Origin of the sequence: Neoroseomonas alkaliterrae, from assembly GCF_014199195.1 — a bacterium.
Taxonomy (GTDB): Bacteria; Pseudomonadota; Alphaproteobacteria; order Acetobacterales; family Acetobacteraceae; genus Neoroseomonas; species Neoroseomonas alkaliterrae.
Genome location: NZ_JACIJE010000001.1, coordinates 356,502 through 372,836, shown reverse-complemented (window position 1 = coordinate 372,836; position 16,335 = coordinate 356,502). Strand labels below are relative to the sequence as shown.

The 16,335-nt window shown below is 74.0% G+C and carries 15 protein-coding genes; 9 read left to right on the top strand and 6 right to left on the bottom strand.

The annotated features are described in order from the left end of the window. Positions 1–21: 21 nt before the first annotated feature. Positions 22–288: a twin-arginine translocase TatA/TatE family subunit gene (locus FHS88_RS01760; protein WP_184480673.1), complete on the bottom strand. Its 267-nt coding sequence runs from the start codon at positions 286–288 to the stop codon at positions 22–24. 298 nt (positions 289–586) lie between these two features. Between FHS88_RS01760 and FHS88_RS01755 the strand changes: the two genes are divergently transcribed. Further along, the gene (locus FHS88_RS01755; protein WP_184480671.1) at positions 587–1,591 is read left to right on the top strand and encodes a TerC family protein; all 1,005 of its coding nucleotides are present in this window, start codon (positions 587–589) and stop codon (positions 1,589–1,591) included. A gap of 460 nt (positions 1,592–2,051) precedes the next feature. On the opposite strand, the gene FHS88_RS01750 is transcribed toward FHS88_RS01755, so the two are convergent. Both FHS88_RS01750 and FHS88_RS01745 read right to left on the bottom strand, forming a co-directional pair. Beyond that, positions 2,052–3,026 (bottom strand): Bug family tripartite tricarboxylate transporter substrate binding protein, encoded by a 975-nt coding sequence (locus FHS88_RS01750; RefSeq protein WP_246419171.1) that lies wholly within the window; start codon positions 3,024–3,026, stop codon positions 2,052–2,054. A gap of 248 nt (positions 3,027–3,274) precedes the next feature. Further along, positions 3,275–3,769 carry a CHAP domain-containing protein gene (locus FHS88_RS01745; RefSeq protein ID WP_184481301.1) on the bottom strand — a complete coding sequence of 165 codons (495 nt, stop codon included), beginning with the start codon at positions 3,767–3,769 and terminating at the stop codon, positions 3,275–3,277. Positions 3,770–3,960: 191 nt separating this feature from the next. Here FHS88_RS01745 and FHS88_RS20505 point away from each other — a divergent pair, with 191 nt between their 5' ends. Genes FHS88_RS20505 through FHS88_RS01735 form a run of 3 tightly spaced genes read left to right on the top strand, consistent with a single transcriptional unit; the run spans position 3,961 to position 6,223 of the window. Next, positions 3,961–4,773, top strand: a complete 813-nt coding sequence (locus FHS88_RS20505) for a glycosyltransferase family protein (RefSeq protein WP_211842412.1) — start codon at positions 3,961–3,963, stop codon at positions 4,771–4,773. Then, positions 4,656–5,225 (top strand): glycosyltransferase, encoded by a 570-nt coding sequence (locus FHS88_RS20500; RefSeq protein ID WP_211842411.1) that lies wholly within the window; start codon positions 4,656–4,658, stop codon positions 5,223–5,225. The genes FHS88_RS20505 and FHS88_RS20500 overlap by 118 nt, the downstream gene beginning before the upstream one ends. Beyond that, positions 5,222–6,223 (top strand): asparaginase, encoded by a 1,002-nt coding sequence (locus tag FHS88_RS01735; RefSeq protein ID WP_184480669.1) that lies wholly within the window; start codon positions 5,222–5,224, stop codon positions 6,221–6,223. The genes FHS88_RS20500 and FHS88_RS01735 overlap by 4 nt, the downstream gene beginning before the upstream one ends. 49 nt (positions 6,224–6,272) lie before the next feature. On the opposite strand, the gene FHS88_RS01730 is transcribed toward FHS88_RS01735, so the two are convergent. After that, on the bottom strand, positions 6,273–7,370 hold the full coding sequence (locus tag FHS88_RS01730) for a M20/M25/M40 family metallo-hydrolase (protein ID WP_184480667.1): 1,098 nt from the start codon (positions 7,368–7,370) through the stop codon (positions 6,273–6,275). A gap of 50 nt (positions 7,371–7,420) precedes the next feature. On the opposite strand from FHS88_RS01730, the gene FHS88_RS01725 reads away from it, so the two are divergent. The 5 genes from FHS88_RS01725 (at position 7,421) to ispH (ending at position 12,991) form a co-directional block, all read left to right on the top strand. Beyond that, positions 7,421–8,545, top strand: coding sequence for a threonine synthase (locus FHS88_RS01725; protein ID WP_184480665.1), 1,125 nt, complete (start codon positions 7,421–7,423; stop codon positions 8,543–8,545). 130 nt (positions 8,546–8,675) lie between these two features. Then, entirely contained in the window at positions 8,676–9,161 is a 486-nt protein-coding gene (locus FHS88_RS01720) for a DUF6653 family protein (RefSeq protein WP_184480663.1), read from the top strand. Next, positions 9,158–10,660, top strand: a complete 1,503-nt coding sequence (locus FHS88_RS01715; RefSeq protein ID WP_184480661.1) for a M81 family metallopeptidase — start codon at positions 9,158–9,160, stop codon at positions 10,658–10,660. Before FHS88_RS01720 ends, FHS88_RS01715 begins: the two co-directional genes overlap by 4 nt. Before the next feature lie 185 nt (positions 10,661–10,845). Next, positions 10,846–11,952: an alanine racemase gene (locus FHS88_RS01710; protein ID WP_184480659.1), complete on the top strand. Its 1,107-nt coding sequence runs from the start codon at positions 10,846–10,848 to the stop codon at positions 11,950–11,952. Positions 11,953–12,064: 112 nt separating this feature from the next. Then, positions 12,065–12,991 (top strand): 4-hydroxy-3-methylbut-2-enyl diphosphate reductase, encoded by a 927-nt coding sequence (ispH, locus tag FHS88_RS01705; RefSeq protein ID WP_184480657.1) that lies wholly within the window; start codon positions 12,065–12,067, stop codon positions 12,989–12,991. Positions 12,992–13,130: 139 nt separating this feature from the next. Here the strand turns inward: ispH and FHS88_RS01700 are convergent, their stop codons facing one another. Both FHS88_RS01700 and FHS88_RS01695 read right to left on the bottom strand, forming a co-directional pair. Next, positions 13,131–15,050 carry a polysaccharide biosynthesis protein gene (locus tag FHS88_RS01700; protein WP_184480655.1) on the bottom strand — a complete coding sequence of 640 codons (1,920 nt, stop codon included), beginning with the start codon at positions 15,048–15,050 and terminating at the stop codon, positions 13,131–13,133. 7 nt (positions 15,051–15,057) lie between these two features. Beyond that, positions 15,058–16,200, bottom strand: coding sequence for a glycosyltransferase (locus FHS88_RS01695; RefSeq protein WP_184480653.1), 1,143 nt, complete (start codon positions 16,198–16,200; stop codon positions 15,058–15,060). Positions 16,201–16,335: the final 135 nt, after the last annotated feature.

Genomic DNA, 16,335 nt, shown 5'->3' with positions numbered 1-16,335 from the left:
GGCCGGATGGGGATGCGGGGATCAGGCGGCGGGGCGGTTGCCGGCCTGGGGCTGGGCCTCGGTGGCCGCGGCCTGGCCCTGCTGCGGGCCGGGGATGGTGCCGGCCGGCGCCTGCGGGGCGGCCTGCGCCTCCATGGAGGCGTCCTTCTCGTCCTCCTTGATGTTCTGCTTGAAGGACTTGATGCCCTTGGCCAGGTCGCCCATCAGGCCGCTGATCTTGCCGCTGCCGAACAGCAGCAGGATGACCAGCAGCACGACAAGCCAGTGCCAGATGCTGAACGTACCCATGGCGGCGCCTCGATCCCGTTGCGGGCGCCCCCGGCGGGGCGGCCCTCCTGCGTATGAGCGGGGCGCAACCTAGTGGCCCGGCGGCGCCCATGCAAATCCACATGGGCCATCGCGGCCTTCGCCGCAACCGGTCTTGACGCGGGCGGGAGGGGAATCCATCTCCAGGGCTGATCCGGGCCCCTCTGGCGGCCGCGCGCGCTCCCGGCGCGGCGTCCGCGATGTCGGATCGCGTGGGAAGTCGCGCGATCACGGCCCCCTGCGGCGCGTCGTGTTCGTGCCGGAGCGGAGATCATAGGGGATGGAATTCCTGTTTGCCGAATGGATCGGCAAGCCCGTCTGGATGTGGACGGGCTTCCTGTCGGTCGTGCTGGTGCTGCTCGCCTTCGACCTCGGCGTGCTGAACCGCAAGAACCGCGAGCTCGGGATCGCGCAGAGCCTCTGGCTCTCGACCTTCTACATCGGCTTCGCCTGCGTCTATGGCGTGGGCATCTGGTGGGCCTACGAGACGGGGCGGCTGACCACCAGCGACGGCACCCATGCCGGCATCGCCTATTTCACCGGCTTCTTCATCGAGAAGGCGCTGTCCATCGACAACGTCTTCGTCATCAGCCTGATCTTCTCCTACTTCGCGATACCCCGGAAATACCAGTACCGCGCGCTGGTCTGGGGCATCATCGGCGTCATCGTGCTGCGCGGGATCATGATCGGCCTCGGCGCGGCGCTGGTGCAGCAGTATGCCTGGGTGCTCTACATCTTCGGCGCCTTCCTCATCGTCACCGGCATCAAGATGCTGGTGGTGCCGGAGGGCGAGCAGGACATCTCGCAGAATCCGGTGGTGAAGTTCATGCGCAGGCACATGCGCGTGTCCGACACCCTGCACGGCCAGAAGTTCTTCGTCCGCGAGGCCGACCCGAAGACCGGGCGGATGGTGCGCGTGGCGACGCCGCTGTTCCTCGCCCTCGTGGTGATCAACATCGCCGACCTGATCTTCGCGGTGGACAGCGTGCCGGCGATCTTCGCCATCACGACCGACACCTTCATCGTCTACACCGCGAACATCATGGCCATCCTGGGCCTGCGCGCGCTCTACTTCGCGCTGGCGGCCATGGTGCACCGCTTCCACTACCTGAAGTACGCGCTCGCGCTCGTGCTGGTGTTCATCGGGGCCAAGATCTTCTGGAACCAGATCGTGGGGAAGGTGGACCCGGCCATCTCGCTCGGCGTGACCATGGCGATGATCACGGGCGGCGTGCTGTTCTCCCTGTGGAAGACCCGCAGGGACTCGCCGCAGGCCGCCGCCTGAGCCCCGCCGGGGACGGTGCCTGCCGCGGCGGGCGCCGCTCTCCGGGCAGCGGAAGCCTTGCCACGGCGCGCGGTGCCTTGCCGCGCGCCGTTTTCGCTTCGGCGTGGCGTGCCGCGGGCGCGATCCGCGGCGCGATGGCGAGCGCCGCCAGGCCTCTGGGCAGGGGAGCAAACCTGTCGCCCGCCTGGATCGCGGCCCGGGCCTGCGGGGCGGCCGCGCGCGCAGGCAGGTCGTTGATGCCCGGCCGGCAACCGTGTCCGCAAGGGATCGCATCGGCCGGGTGAGGGCGTGCGCCCGTCGCCGGCCGGCATCGCGCATGGGAGCCCCGCCGGACCAAGGCAGGCGGCGGAGGATCAGGCGTTCCGCGCGCTGGCATCGCGCGCGGGGCTGTTGGGGCGGCCGCGCGCGGAACCAAGTCCTGATGGCCGCGGACAAAGGATCCACCCTTGTCCGCGCGGCATCAGCCCTCCGGCCGCAGCCCCAGCCGGCGGATGATGCCGCCCCAGCGCTCCACGTCGCTCGCCACCTGGGCGCGCAGCACCTCGGGGGCGCTGCCGACGACGACGAAGCCCGCCGTCTCCAGCGCGCGGCGCTGTTCGGGCTCGGCGAGCGCCCGGCCCGCCTCGGCGGCGACGCGGGCGATGCGCTCGGCCGGCGTGCCGGCGGGGGCGAAAAGGCCGATCCAGGCGACCACCGGATCGGCGTTCACCCCCGATTCCCGCATCGTCGGCACGTCCGGGATGGCGGGGAAGCGCTCGCTGCTCGTGACCGCCAGCGCGCGCACCTGGCCTTCGCGGATCTGCGGCAGCACGCCGCCCGAGGCGGCGAAGAAGGCCTGGATGCGCCCGGCCACGAGGTCGAGCACCGCCTGGCCCACCGCGCGGTAGGGCACATGCACCGCCTCGAAGCCCTCGCGCGCGGCCATGTCCTCCATGGCGAGGTGCGAGAGCGTCCCCGGCCCGGTCGAGGCGTAGGAGATCCGCCCCGGATTGGCCTTGGCATGGGCGACGAACTCGGCCGCCGTGCGCGCCGGCACCGAGGGATGGACCACCAGCACGAAGGGCAGCCGCGCCAGCAGCGAGACGGGCATGAGGTCCGTCACCGGGTCGTAGCCGAGCGCGGGGTTGAGGATTTTCCCGGTGCTGCCCGGCCCGCCGATGGTCACGCCGAAGGTGTGCCCGTCGGTGGCGCGGGCGATCGCCTCGGTGCCGAGATGCCCGCCGCCGCCGGGGCGGTTGTCCACCACCACCGGCTGGCCGAGCGCCTGGGCGAGATGCCCCTGCACCGCGCGGGCCGCGAGGTCGGGCGTGGAGCCGCCGGGGAAGGCGACGATGATGCGCACCGGCCGTTCCGGCCAGGTGGCCTGGGCGCCGGCGGCGGCGGGCAGCATGAGGGCGGGCAGCGCGGCGAGGCCGCGGCGGGTCAACAGGGCCATGACGTGTCCTCCGGCAGGCGCGCGGGCGCCGAATCCTCGGGCGGTTGCAGCACGGGGCGGGGCGGCTCGTCCAGCGGCGAGGAGTCGCCTGGCGCGGGGAACGGGCGGCCAGGATCGGCCCGTCCCGCGGCATGGGGGCGCGTCATGCCGGCACGGTTGCGGGCCCTGCTTGTCCTGGCTGCCCGCGGTGCGCCCCGCGCCTCGGCCGCGATGCCGGGCGAAGGACGGCGTCGGGTCATGCGCCGCGGTCAGTTCGCCTCGGCTATCAGCCGCCCGCCATGGATGAAGCCGTAGGTCGGGAAGGCCGTGCGCCCCAGACCGTTCGCCGGCGGATACCAGACCCGCACCAGCGACCAGTCGTTGTTCGGCGAGACATCCACCACCGGCTGGTCGCGCGCGATCTGCCCGCGCGCCCGGCCGCTCGCCCAGTTGGCGTGGTCCACGCGGATCTCGCGCGGCGAGACCACCCGCGTGACGACCGAAAGATGACCGCTGCGGTTGCGCGAGGTGCGCATGAACACCAGCACCGAGCCCACGCGCGGGCTGCGGGAGCGGTCGTAGCGCCCGCTCTGCGCCGCCGCGTCCCACCATTGCCAGGCATCGCCCTGCAGGGCGATCCCCGAACGCGCCCGCGCATAGGGCACGCAGGAGATGTCGCCGCCCGCATAGCCGGGCACGCCGCCACCCCCGCCGCGCGTGCTGCCGCAGGCGGCAAGGCCGAGCATCGCCAGCATCGCGATCATGCGAAGCACGTCGCGGAACCCCCTGATATCCCCCGTGAAACACTCTAGCACGGCACACGTGGCGATGCAGCAACAGCGGCCGGGAATCCACCGGGCGCATCGGCATGGGCGCCCCGCCGCGCAGGCCCGGCGCCCGTTGCCGCCTCGCCGGAATGGCGGCATCAAGCGGGGCAGCAGGGAGAGGGGCTCGCGTGGTCCAGGCGCTGTTCATCCACCAGAACTTCCCGGGCCAGTACCGGCACCTCGCCCCCGTCATCGCCCGCCGCAAGGGCGCGCGCGTCATCGGCCTCGGGGAGCGCGCCAATGCCTGCCCGCCGGGCCCGACGCATCTGCGCTACCCCGCCCCGGAAGGCGCGGGGGAGAAGACGCACCGCTACCTCCGCCCGGTCGAGGCCGCGGTGCGCCGCGGCCAGCAGGTCGCGCGCGCGCTGATGGGGCTGAAGCAGAAGGGCTTCGTGCCGGACATCATCTGCTGCCATCCCGGCTGGGGGGAGGGGCTGTTCCTGCGCGACGTCTATCCGGACGCGAAGCTGCTGCAGTACTGCGAGTTCTACTACCGCGCGGCCGGTGGCGATGTGGGCTTCGACGCGGCGCAGGAGGTCACGCTCGACGAGATGGCGCGCATCCGCGTGCTGAACATGACGCAGCTGCAGTCCCTCGAGGCGACGGACTGGGGCGTCTCCCCCACGCTGTGGCAGCGCAGCCGCTATCCGCGCTTCATCCGCGACAAGGTCTCGGTGGTGCATGAGGGGGTGGACGCCGCCTTCGCCACGCCGGACGGCCCGAGCACCGTGCGCCTGCCCGACGGCACGACGGTGGCCAAGGGCGACGAGGTGCTGACTTCGTCTCGCGCAACCTCGAACCCTATCGGGGCTTCGACGTGTTCATGCGCGCCCTGCCGGCGATCCTCGCCCGCCGGCCGCAGGCGCGCGCGGTCATCGTCGGCGGGGAGGAGAGAGGCTACGGCCGCATGCCGGCCGATGGCCGCTCCTGGAAGGCGGTGATGATGGAGGAGGTGGGCGCGAAGCTCGACATGGCGCGCGTGCACTTCACCGGCCGCATCCCGCATGAGGGGCTGGTGGCGCTGTTCCGGCTGACGCGCGCGCACATCTACTACACCTACCCCTTCGTCCTTTCCTGGTCGCTGGTCGAGGCGATGGGCTGCGAGGCGCTGATCATCGGCTCGGACACGCCGCCGCTGGCCGAGGTGATGCGCGACGGGGAGAACGGCATCCTCCTGCCCTTCTTCGACCATGAGCGCCTCGCGGATGCGGTGGTGGAGGCGCTGGCCCACCCCGACCGCTACGTGCCGCTGCGCAAGGCGGCGCGGCGGACCATGCTGGAACGCTTCGACCTGCACGCGCATTGCCTGCCCAAGCAGGTCGCGCTGTTCGACGCGGTGCTGGAGGGCAGGCCCGGCACCGATGCCATTCCCGCGCCGGAGACCGCGCCATGACCCTTCCCTTCGTGCCGATGGCCGAGATCCGCCGCGGCGGCATTGTCGAAAGCCTGCACCACGGCGCGGCCGTGGTGGCCGATGCCGAGGGGCGCGTGCTGCTCTCCTGGGGCGATCCGCGCTTCGTCACCTTCCCGCGCTCCTCGCTCAAGCCGTTCCAGGCGATCCCGCTGGTGGAAACGGGGGCGGCGGATGCGGCGGGGCTGACGGAGGAGCATCTCGCCCTCGCCTGCGCCTCCCATGCGGCGGAGGATTTCCAGGTCGCGCTGGTGCGCGGCTGGCTCGAACGGCTGGGGCTGACGGAATCGGCGCTGGTCTGCGGCCCGGACATGCCGCGCGGCCAGGCCGACCAGGCGAAGGTCTGGCGCACGGGCGGGGACCGCTCGCGCGTCTTCCACAACTGCTCGGGCAAGCATTGCGGCTTCCTGACGCTGTCGAAGCACATCGGCGCGCCGATCGCGGGCTATGACGACCCGGCGCATCCGGCGCAGCGCCTCTATCTCGAGGCCTTCTCCGAACTGCTGGGCGAGGATGCCGCGCGCCTGCCGCGCGGCGTGGATGGCTGCGGCCTGCCGGCCCTGGCGCTGCCGATCGCCGCGATGGCCAGGGCCGCCGCGCGCTGGGCCGCGGCGAAGGTGGCGACCGAGGCGCGCCGCGCCGCCATCCGCCGGCTGCAGGCGGCGATCCGCGCGTATCCTGACCATCTCTCGGGCCGCGGCTCCGCGACCGGGCAGGTGGTGCGGGCGACGCAGGGGCGCGTGCTGCTCAAGGGCGGGGCGGAGGGTTACGTGGTCGGCTTCGTGCCGGATCGCGGCCTCGGCATCGCGGTCAAGCTCGCCGATGGCGCGACGCGGGCGAAGATGGGCGTGTTCGTCGCCATCCTCGGCCGGCTCGGGCTGGTGGAGGCGGCGGATGCGCTGGCCGCGGCGGTCGAGGGCGAGATCCGCGACAGCAACGGCAAGCCGGTCGGCGCGGTGCGGGTGGTGCTGCCCGAGTGAGGGTTCCCGAAGGCCTTCCGGCCTGCGGGGGGCGGCGCCGCTGCAGCGCTCACGCGCTGGCGAGCACCTTGCGGAACACCGGCACCGCCGCCGCAAGATCGGCCACCGCCACGCATTCGCGCGGCGTATGCGCGGTGGCGATGGACCCCGGGCCGAGCACGATGCAGGGGGCGATTTCCTGCAGCTCGCTCGCATCCGTGCCGTAGGGCGCGGTGCGCGGCGCCTCTCCGGTGATCCCCGCCGCGAGGCGCACCAGCGGGTGGTCCTCCGGCAGTTCGGGCGGCGTGCCTTCGCGCTTCTCGGTCAGCGCCACGCCGGCGCGGGCGGCGGCCTCGCGCACCGCCGCCTCGATGGGGGCGTAATCGATGCGCCGGCTGCGGCGGAACTTGATGCGCGCGGTCGCCTTGCCGACCGTGACGTTCACCGCCGTGCCGTGGTTGTCGATGATCAGGTTGAAGTCGCTGAAGGGCGGGTCGTAGGCCTCGTCCCGGAAGGCGGGGTCGTGGCGCAGGCGTTCGAACACCGCCTTCATCTCGGCGAGGAACGGGATCAGCGCCCAGTTGGCGTTGGTGCCGAGGCCGGTGGAGGAATGCGCCTGCACGCCCGTCGCGACCGCGGTGTATTCGATGTGGCTGCGATGCCCGCGCACCGGCGCGAGGCCGGTCGGCTCCGCCACCACGATGCCCTTGAGGCCGAGCCCGCGCGCGGCCTCGGAGGCGGCGATGGCGCGCGCGCCCTGCTTCGTCGTCTCCTCGTCGGTGGTCAGCAGCAGCGTCACGGGCGTGCCCTCGGGCATGCCGCGCGCGGCGACGATGCAGGCGGCGAGCGGCCCCTTCATGTCCACCGCGCCGAGCCCGTGCAGCACGCCGCCCTCCGCGCGCGGGGTCCAGGGCTGGTCGGTCCAGCCGGTCTCGGGCACCGTGTCCATGTGGCCCGAGAGCGCATAGCCGCCGCGCGGGCCGCGATGGGCGACGAGCGCGCGCTTGGCCACGCCGTTCGCATCCGCATAGTCCACGCGCGCGATGTCGAAGCCGGGCAGTTCCGCCTCGATCCGTTCCGCGAGCGCGAGGTTGGAGACGGAGGAGCGGCTGTCGATCGCGACCAGGTCGCGCGCCAGGCGCAGCACGGCATCGGCATCGTCTGTCATGGCGCGAGCATCCCTTGCCCTGCGCGGCGCGGCAAGCGAGGCTCCGCCCCATGACCGACACCGCCTATCTCGACCCCCGCACGGGGCGGACCTGGCCGCTGGATACGCCGCGCTGGTGCGGCGAGGGCCGCGCGCCGCTGCTGCTGACGCCGCTGCCCGGCATCACGCGGGATGCGATCCGCACCGAGGAACGCTCGATCTGGCGCTATGCCGCCGCCCTGCCCTTCGCGCCGGAGGACCCGATCAGCATGGGCGAGGGCTGCACGCCGCTCGTGCCGCGCGTGATCGCCGGCGCCTCGGCGCTGCTGAAATGCGAATGGTTCATGCCGACCGGTTCCTTCAAGGACCGCGGCGCATCGGTGATGCTCTCGCTGCTGCGGGCGCAGGGTGTGACGGAGGTGCTGGAGGACTCCTCCGGCAATGGCGGCGCGGCCGTCTCGGCCTATGCCGCCGCGGGCGGGATGGCGGCGACGATCTTCGTGCCCGAGAGCACCTCGCCCGCCAAGACCGTGCAGGCGCGCGCGGCGGGCGCGGCCATCCGCCTCATCCCCGGCAGCCGCCAGGACTGCGCCGACGCCGCGCTGGCCGAGGCCGAGCGCATCTTCTACGCCAGCCACAACTGGCATCCCTTCTTCCTCGAGGGCACCAAGACGCTCGCCTACGAGCTGTGGGAGGATCTCGGCTTCGCCGCCCCCGACAATGTCATCGTGCCCTGCGGGGCGGGCTCGAACGTGCTCGGCTGTGGCATCGGCTTCGCGGAACTGGTCCGCGCGGGGGAGATCGCGAAGCCCCCGCGCATCTTCGCCGCCCAGCCCGCGAACTGCGCGCCGATCGCGCGCGCCTTCCTGGGCGAGGCGCCGGCCGCCGCCAGGCCGACCATCGCCGAGGGGACCGCCATCGCTGAGCCGCTCAGGCTTGCGGAGGTGAACGAGGTGCTGCGCCGGACCGGCGGCGGCGCGGTGATGCTGACGGAGGAGGAGATCGCCGCCGCCACGCTCGACCTCGCGCGCACGGGCATCTACGTGGAACCGACCTGCGCCCAGGCGGCGGCGGCCTTCGCGCGGCTGCTCGAGGCCGGGACCATCCGCGCCGACGAGACGACCGTGATCGTGCTGACCGGCACCGGCCTCAAGGCCACGCCGCGCATCGCGGAGCTGCTGGGCCTGGCGCTCTGATCGGCCGTGGGGGGTTTCCGGCGCTGCGCCGGCTGTGCTGCGCGGGGCTGGCGGGTCGGCTGATCGCGCAGCGCATGGCCGCGCGACGCGCGCGGCATGAGACCCTGTCCGGCCGGGAGGACCGCCCGCCTTGACACCGGAATCGCGCCTCGCCGCCCTGTTCCGGCTCGATGAGGAAGGCTGGGCGCGGCATTCCAACCCCTGGAGCGGCTGGACGCGCCTCGCCACCCTGCCGCTCCTGCCGCTGGTGGGCTGGAGCCGCGTCTGGATCGGCCATTGGTGGCTGCTGCTGCTCGTGCTGCTGGTCCTCTGGCTGTGGGCGAACCCGCGCCTGTTTCCGCCGCCCGCGCGGCGCGATGCCTGGATGACCCGCGGCGTGCTGGGGGAGAGGCTGTGGGCCGCGCGCGACCGCGTGCCGGTGCCCGCGCATCACCGCCTCGCGCCGCATCTGCTCAGCGCCGCCGCCCTCGCGGGCTTCGCGCTGATGATCTACGGCATCGCGGCGCTCGCCCCGTGGCCGATGCTGGCGGGGATGCTCGCGACGCTGATCGGCAAGCTGTGGTTCATCGGCCGCATGGTCCGGCTGCATGACGACATGACGAAGGATCCCGCATGACGCCCCGCATCGCCCTGCTCGGCTTCTCCATCGAGTGCAACCGCTTCGCCCCGCCCGCGACGCGTGCCGATTTCGATCGGCGCTGCTGGCTCGAAGGCGAGGCCATCCTCTCCGATGCGCGCGCCCCGGTGCCGCGCGCGCTGGCCGAGATGCCGGGCTTCGTGGCCGACATGGACGCGGCCGGCCCGTGGGAACCGGTGCCGATCCTGCTCGCCATGGCCGAGCCGAACGGCCCGGTCGAGGCCGGCCTCTTCGCCGCGATGATGGCGATCTGGCGCCGTGGCCTGGAAGCGGCGAAGGGGCGGGTGGACGGCGTCTATTGCGTGATGCACGGCGCGGGCCTGACCACCGCGGACCACGACCCCGAGGGCACGCTGCAGGCCCTGGTGCGCGAGGTGCTGGGCGATGTGCCCTTCGTCTGCTCCTACGACCTGCACGCCAATGTCTCCGACCGCATGGTGGAGACGGTGGACGCCTTCGTCGGCTACCGCACCAACCCCCATCTCGACCTGCGCGAGCGCGGCGCGGAGAGCGCGCAGCTCCTGCGCCGGCTGATCGCGGGCGAGCGCTTCCACCGCGCCTTCCGCCGCCTGCCCATGGTCGCGCCCACCGTCTCCCAGCTCACGGCGCAGGGGCCCTATGCGGAGGTGATCGGCCTCGGCCAGGACCTCGCGGCGCAGGATGCGCGCATCGCCAATGTCTCGGTGATGGGCGGCTTCGCCTATGGCGACACGCCCTTCAACGGCATGGCGGTGATCGTCACCGCGACCGACGCCGCGGCGGCCGAGGCCCTGGCCGACCGCCTGGCGCGGGCGGCCTGGGAGCGGCGGCACCGCTTCGTCGCGCATCTGACGCCGCTGGAGGAGGCGGTGCGCCGCGTCCTCGAAAGCCCCGTGCCGCTGGCTCTGGCCGATGTCGCGGACAATCCCGGCGGCGGCGCCGCCGGCACCACGGTCTGGATCCTCGAGGCGCTGCACGCGGCCGGGGCGCGGGACGTGCTGGTGGGCATGCTGCTCGACGCGCCCCTCGCCATCGAGGCGCATGGCCTAGGGCCCGGCGCGCGCTTCACCGCGCGCTTCAACCGCGACGCCGCGCCCGACGCCCCCTTCAGCCGCCCCTTCGCGGCCGAGGCGGTGGTGCGCGCCGTCTCCGACGGCCGGGTCACCGGGCGGCGCGGCATCTATGCCGGCATGGCGATGACGCTGGGGCGGACGGCGTGCCTCCAGATCGGCGGGCTCTCGGTGGTGGTGACCGAGGGCCGCGCGCAATGCGCCGACCCGGTCTTCTTCGAGCATCTCGGCCTCGACATCGGCGCGGCGCGGGCGGTGGTGGTGAAGTCGCGCGGGCATTTCCGCGGCGGCTTCGACGAGTTCTTCTCCCACGACCGGATCATCGAGGTGGATTGCCCGGGCCTCACCTCGCCCATCCTCTCGCGCTTTGACTGGCGGCACATGCCGCGGCCGGTGCTGCCGCTCGATCCGGAGGCGCGCTGGCCCTGAGAGACCGTTCGAGAATGCCGGCACCGGCCCGCTCCCCCACCCGGCCACCCATCCAGGATACTGTCGTTGGGTGGCCGGGTGGGGGAGCGGGCCGGTGCCGGACTGCAGAATGCGCCCGTCGGCGCATTCGCAAACGGTTTCCGAGGCCGCCTTGCCGCCGCGCCGGCCCGGCGCGACAAGGGCGCATGACCCTCGACGACCTGCCCACCCCCTGCCTCGTCCTCGACCTCGGCATCCTGAAGCGCAACCTCGCCCGCATGGCGGCGGCGGTGGCGCGGCATCCGGGCCTCGTGCTGCGCCCGCACATGAAGACCGCGAAGTCGCTCGCGGTGGCCGAGCTCGCCGCGCCGGGCAAGGGGCCGATCACGGTCAGCACGGTGGCGGAGGCCCGCTACTTCGCCGGCGGCGGCTTCCGGGACCAGATCTACGCGGTCGGCGTCACGCCGGCGAAACTCGACGCCATCGCGGCGCTGAACGCGCAGGGTGCCGATGTGAAGGTCATCACCGACGACGCCGATGCCGCCGCGGCCATCGCCGCCCATCCCGGGCTGCTGCGCGCGCTCGTCGAGGTGGATTGCGGCGAGGGGCGCGGCGGCGTCGCCCCCGACGGCCCGCTGCTGACCGAGATCGCCGGCCGCCTCGGCGCCCGCTGCGCGGGCGTGATGACCCATGCCGGGCATTCCTATGCCGAGCGCAGCCTCGCCGGCATGGAAGCGGTGGCCGAGGCCGAGCACCGCGGCGCCGTGCTCGCCGCGCAGCGCCTGCGTGCCGCCGGGGTGAGGGTGGAGGTGGTCTCGCTCGGCTCCTCCCCCACCGCGCTGCATGGGCGGGACATGGCGGGCGTCACCGATGTCCGCGCCGGGGTCTACATGTTCGGGGACCTGTTCCAGGCGCAGATCGGCACGCATGGCCTCGAGGACATCGCGGTGACGGTGCTCGCCGCCGTCACCGGCCGCAAGCCGGAGCGCAACGCGGTGCTGGTGGATGCCGGGGCCATCGCGCTGTCCAAGGACCGCAGCACCGAGAAGGCGCCGAAGGACTACGGCTTCGGCCTGATGCTCGACCGCGAGGGCCGCGCGACCTTCGGGGAGGCCATCGTCCAGCGCACCCACCAGGAGCATGGCGAGGTGCGCGGCGAGGCCCCCCTGCCCTTCGACCGCCTGCCCATCGGCGCGCTGGTGCGCATCGCGCCCAACCACACCTGCCTGACGGTCGCGGCCCATGACCGCTATTACGTGGTGGATGGCGGGGCGGAGGTGATCGCCGTCTGGGACCGGGTGAACGGCTGGTAGGCGCGGCGGCCTGTCAACCGCGCCGGACGGGTCCGGCCGCAATCGAGTGTTGCCTTCCGCCCGCGCGCCCCAACATCCTGGCGGTCGGAAACGGCTGGGAAGGCGACGGGCTATGCGTGTGGTTCTGGCGCAGCCGCGCGGGTTCTGCGCGGGCGTGGTGCGCGCGGTGGAGATCGTGGAGCGGGCGCTCGTCCGCTACGGCCCGCCCGTCTATGTCCGCCACGAGATCGTCCACAACCGCCATGTCGTCGAGGACCTGCGCGCGCGCGGCGCCGTCTTCGTCAAGGAGGTCGAGGAGATCCCCGAGGGCGCGGTCGCCGTCTTCTCGGCCCACGGCGTCTCCCGCCGGGTCGAGGGGGAGGCCGCGCTGCGCCGCCTCGACGTGCTGGACGCCACCTGCCCGCTGGTCACCAAGGTGCACAACGAGGGCCGGCGCTATGCCGCGCAGGGCCGCGCCGTCATCCTCGTCGGCCATGCGGGCCACCCGGAGGTGATCGGCACCATGGGCCAGATCGACGGGGAGGTGCACCTCGTCGCCACCCCCGCCGAGGTCGAGGCCCTGCCCATCCCGCGGGAGCGGCCCGTCTCCTACATCACCCAGACCACGCTTTCGGTGGACGACACGCGCACCGTCATCGCCGCCATCCGGCAGCGCTTCGACGACGCCGTCGGGCCGGACACGCGCGACATCTGCTACGCCACGCAGAACCGGCAGACCGCGGTCAGGGAACTGGCGCGGATCGCCGAGGTCGTGCTGGTGGTCGGTGCCGCGAATTCCTCCAACTCCAACCGCCTGCGCGAGATCGCGGCGGAATGCGGCGCGCGCGCCTATCTGATCGCCGACGCCTCGGCGCTCGATCCCGCCTGGCTCGAGGGCGCGGGCACGGTCGGCGTGACCGCCGGCGCCTCCGCGCCCGAGCGGCTGGTGGAGGAGCTGGTGGCGCGGCTCGGCGCGCTCGGCGCCACCTCGGCCGAGGCGCTGCCCGGCATCGTCGAGGACGTGACCTTCCGCCTGCCGTCGAAGCTCGCCGCCGAATAGCCGGCGCCGGCGCCATGCCCGGCGGGTGAGGGCGCACCCTTCGCGCGCTGGCATGGCGCGCGGGGCTGGCGGGGCGGCCGCGCGCGGCACCCGGTTCCGATGGCCGGCGGGGGAAGGTTGATCCCTTGTGCGCCGGGCATCAGCCCTGCGCGGCCGTGCCCTCGGGCGCGTGCGCGAATTCCGGCACCAGCCGGCCGAGCTGCGCCAGCGCGCTGCGCGGGTTGCCCGCCCGCGCCGCGGCGGCGATCTCGTCTATCGCGCGGCCCACCACGGCGGCGTCCGCCGTGCGCGGGGTCGCGACCAGCAGGCCCGGATAGGCGGTCGGCCGCGGCGCCTCCTTGCCGTGGAACAGCTCCTCGAACAGCTTCTCGCCGGGGCGCAGGCCGGTGAAGCGAATCTCCACATCCTCGTCCGGCCTGAGCCCGGCGAGGCGGATCATGCGCCGCGCGAGATCCACGATCTTCACCGGCTCGCCCATGTCGAGGACGAAGATGCCGCCCTCGGCGAGTTCGGGGGGCATGTTCTCGGGGTCGGTGGTGCCCACCACCGAGGCCTGCAGCACGAGGCCCACCGCCTCGCGCACGGTCATGAAATACCGCCGCATGTCGGGATGGGTGACGGTCAGTGGCCCGCCGCGCTCCAGTTGCCGGCGGAACAGCGGCACGACGGAGCCGGTCGAGCCCAGCACATTGCCGAAGCGGACGGTGATGCAGCGCATGCCGTCCCGCCCGTGCCGGGCATCACGGTCGAAGGCCTGGCAATACATCTCCGCCAGCCGCTTCGACGCCCCCATCACCGAGGTCGGGTTCACCGCCTTGTCGGTGGAGATGAACACCATCGCGGTGGTGCCCACCGCGCGCGCCGCATCGGCGACGATGCGCGTGCCGAGCGCGTTGGTGAGAAGCCCCTCGAGCGGGTCGTTCTCGACCATCGGCACGTGCTTGAGCGCGGCGGCGTGGAAGACGAGCTCGGGGCGGATCTCCTCGAACAGGCGCTGGATGCGCGGCTCGTCGCGCACATCGGCGAGCACGGCGCGGCGCGCGACCTCGGGGTGCTTCTCGCGCAGTTCGAGGTCGATCTCGTAGAGCACGAACTCCCCATGATCGAGCAGCGTCAGGCTCGCCGGCCCCAGCGCGGCGACCTGGCGGGCCAGTTCGCCGCCGATGGTGCCGCCCGCGCCGGTCACCAGAACGCGGCGGCCCTGGATCAGCCGCGCCATGCCCTCGCGGTCGAGCGGCACCTGCGGGCGGTCGAGCAGGTCCTCGATCGAGACCGGGCGGAGTTCCACCTGCCGCCCCTCCTGCCCGCCGGCCGGGGCGAGGGTGGTCGGCGCCGGGGCGCGGCGCACCGGCACGCCGTGGCGGTCGGCGGCGTCGAGCACGCGCTCCAGCGCCGGGCCGGGCAGGCCCGAGGCCAGCACGATCACCGCCGGCAGCCGCCCCTCGGCGCGCAGCGCATCGAGCACCGCCTCGGTCTCCTCGACCGTGCCGAGGATGGGCGTGCCCTGCATCCGCCGCCCGGCCTGGCGCGCGCGCAGCGAGAGAATGCCCGTGACGCGGTAGGGCGCGCGCCGGTCGCGCGAGAGGGCGCGCAGGAACAGGTCGGTGCCCTCGGCGGCGCCGATCAGCAGCACGTTCTGGGCATCCGGCGCCGCCTCCCCCGCGCGGCGGGCGGCCTGAAGCAGGCTCGCCACCCGCCCGCCGCCGAGGAGCAGGCCGAGGGTCGCGGCATGGATCAGCGGGAAGGCGTCGTTGGGCGGCCGCCAGGCGCCGGTGGCGAGCAGGCCGAGGCTGAACAGCAACGCCGCCGCGACGGCCGCCGCCGCCACCGCCATCAGGTCGCGCGGGCCGACGAAGCGCCAGTATTGCAGCGGCAGGCGCAGCGGCGCGCCGGCGGCGGCCAGCGCCAGCACCGCCCCCGGCAGCGCCCACCCCCACCAGCCCGCGGGCGGCCAGGCGCCGGGCGCGGCCGCCCAGACCGCCGCGGGCAGCGCCGCCGCGGCGAGCAGGCTGTCGAGCGCGAGGTTCAGCAGGATGCGGAAGGAAGGGCCGCGGGCCATGCCGGGGCTATAGGCCCGCCGCGCGTGCCGGGCCAGTCCCGGCTGGCCGGATGCCGAGGCCGCGATAGAGGGCGCGGAGCCGCGCCGCCTCCCCCTCCCAGGCGAAGGGGCCGCGCGCGGCGCGCCATCCGGCCTCCCCCATCGCCTGCCGGCGCGCCGGGTCGGCCAGCGCCGCGACCGCCCGCGCCACGGCGGAGGCGTCGGCGCTGTCCACCAGGAGGCCGCAGCCCGACCGCCGCAGCACGGCGGCGACCTCCTCGGCGAAGGCGGGGGCAATCACGGGCAGCCCCGCCGCCATGGCGTCGAAGAGCTTGTGCGGCAGCGCGAGGCGATGGTTCTCCTCGCGGGGCTGGAACAGCACCAGCGCGATGTCGCAGCCGCGCAGCCTCTCGATCGCCTCGGGCTGGGGCAGCCAGCCCGTCACCTCGACGCGCCCGGCAAGGCCCAGCGCGGCGGCGCGGGCGTGGAAGGCGGCCTCGCTGCCGTCGGTGAAGCGGCCGACCAGGCGCAGCCGCGTGCCGGGCGGGCAGAGCGCCAGCGCCTCCAGCATGCAGCCCCAGCCCCGGCCGGCCGTCATAGCGCCGAGATGGCCGAGGGTCAGCGGCCCCGGCCCATGGCGCCGCGGCGGCGCGACCGGCGCCGGGGCGTAGTTGCGCACCGCGACGATGCGCGCGCCGGGGAAGGCGTCGTCCAGCCCGTCCTTGGCCACCACCACGGCATCGGCCGCCCGCCCCATCGCCCGGCAGGCGAGGCGGATCGCCGCGCGCGCCAGCGGCCGCAGGGGCGCGGGCAGGCGGGCGTCGAGCCGCGAGGGGTAGTGCTCGTGCACGTCGAGCACCACGCGCGCCCCGCAGCGCCGCGCCGCGAGCAGCGCGGCGAGCCAGGCGTCGGGCTCCGAGGCGTGGATCGCCGCGGGGCGGAGCGCCGCGGCCTCGCGCGCCAGCGCCAGGAGGCCGCGCAGCCGTTTGTGGCGATGGGTGCGGATGGCCACACCCTCCACCGCCGCCGGCGCCGTCGCGTCGCCGGGCGCGAGGTGGACCACGCGATGCCCCGCCGCGGCCAGCGCCGCGCCCTCCTTGCGGACCACGCGCGTATCGGCGGGCGGATGCGCGGCCGAAAGCAGCAGCACCGGGCGCGGTGCCCCGTCCATGGCGGCGTCAGGCTGCACGGATCGCGGCCCCTCCCGGATGGGCCGGACCGACCGGGCGGATGCGGATGCCCGCGCAAGCGTGCGCGAAGCAGGCGCGGCGGCGCGCCGGGGCGACGGGCGCCGGCCGGCGCGCCG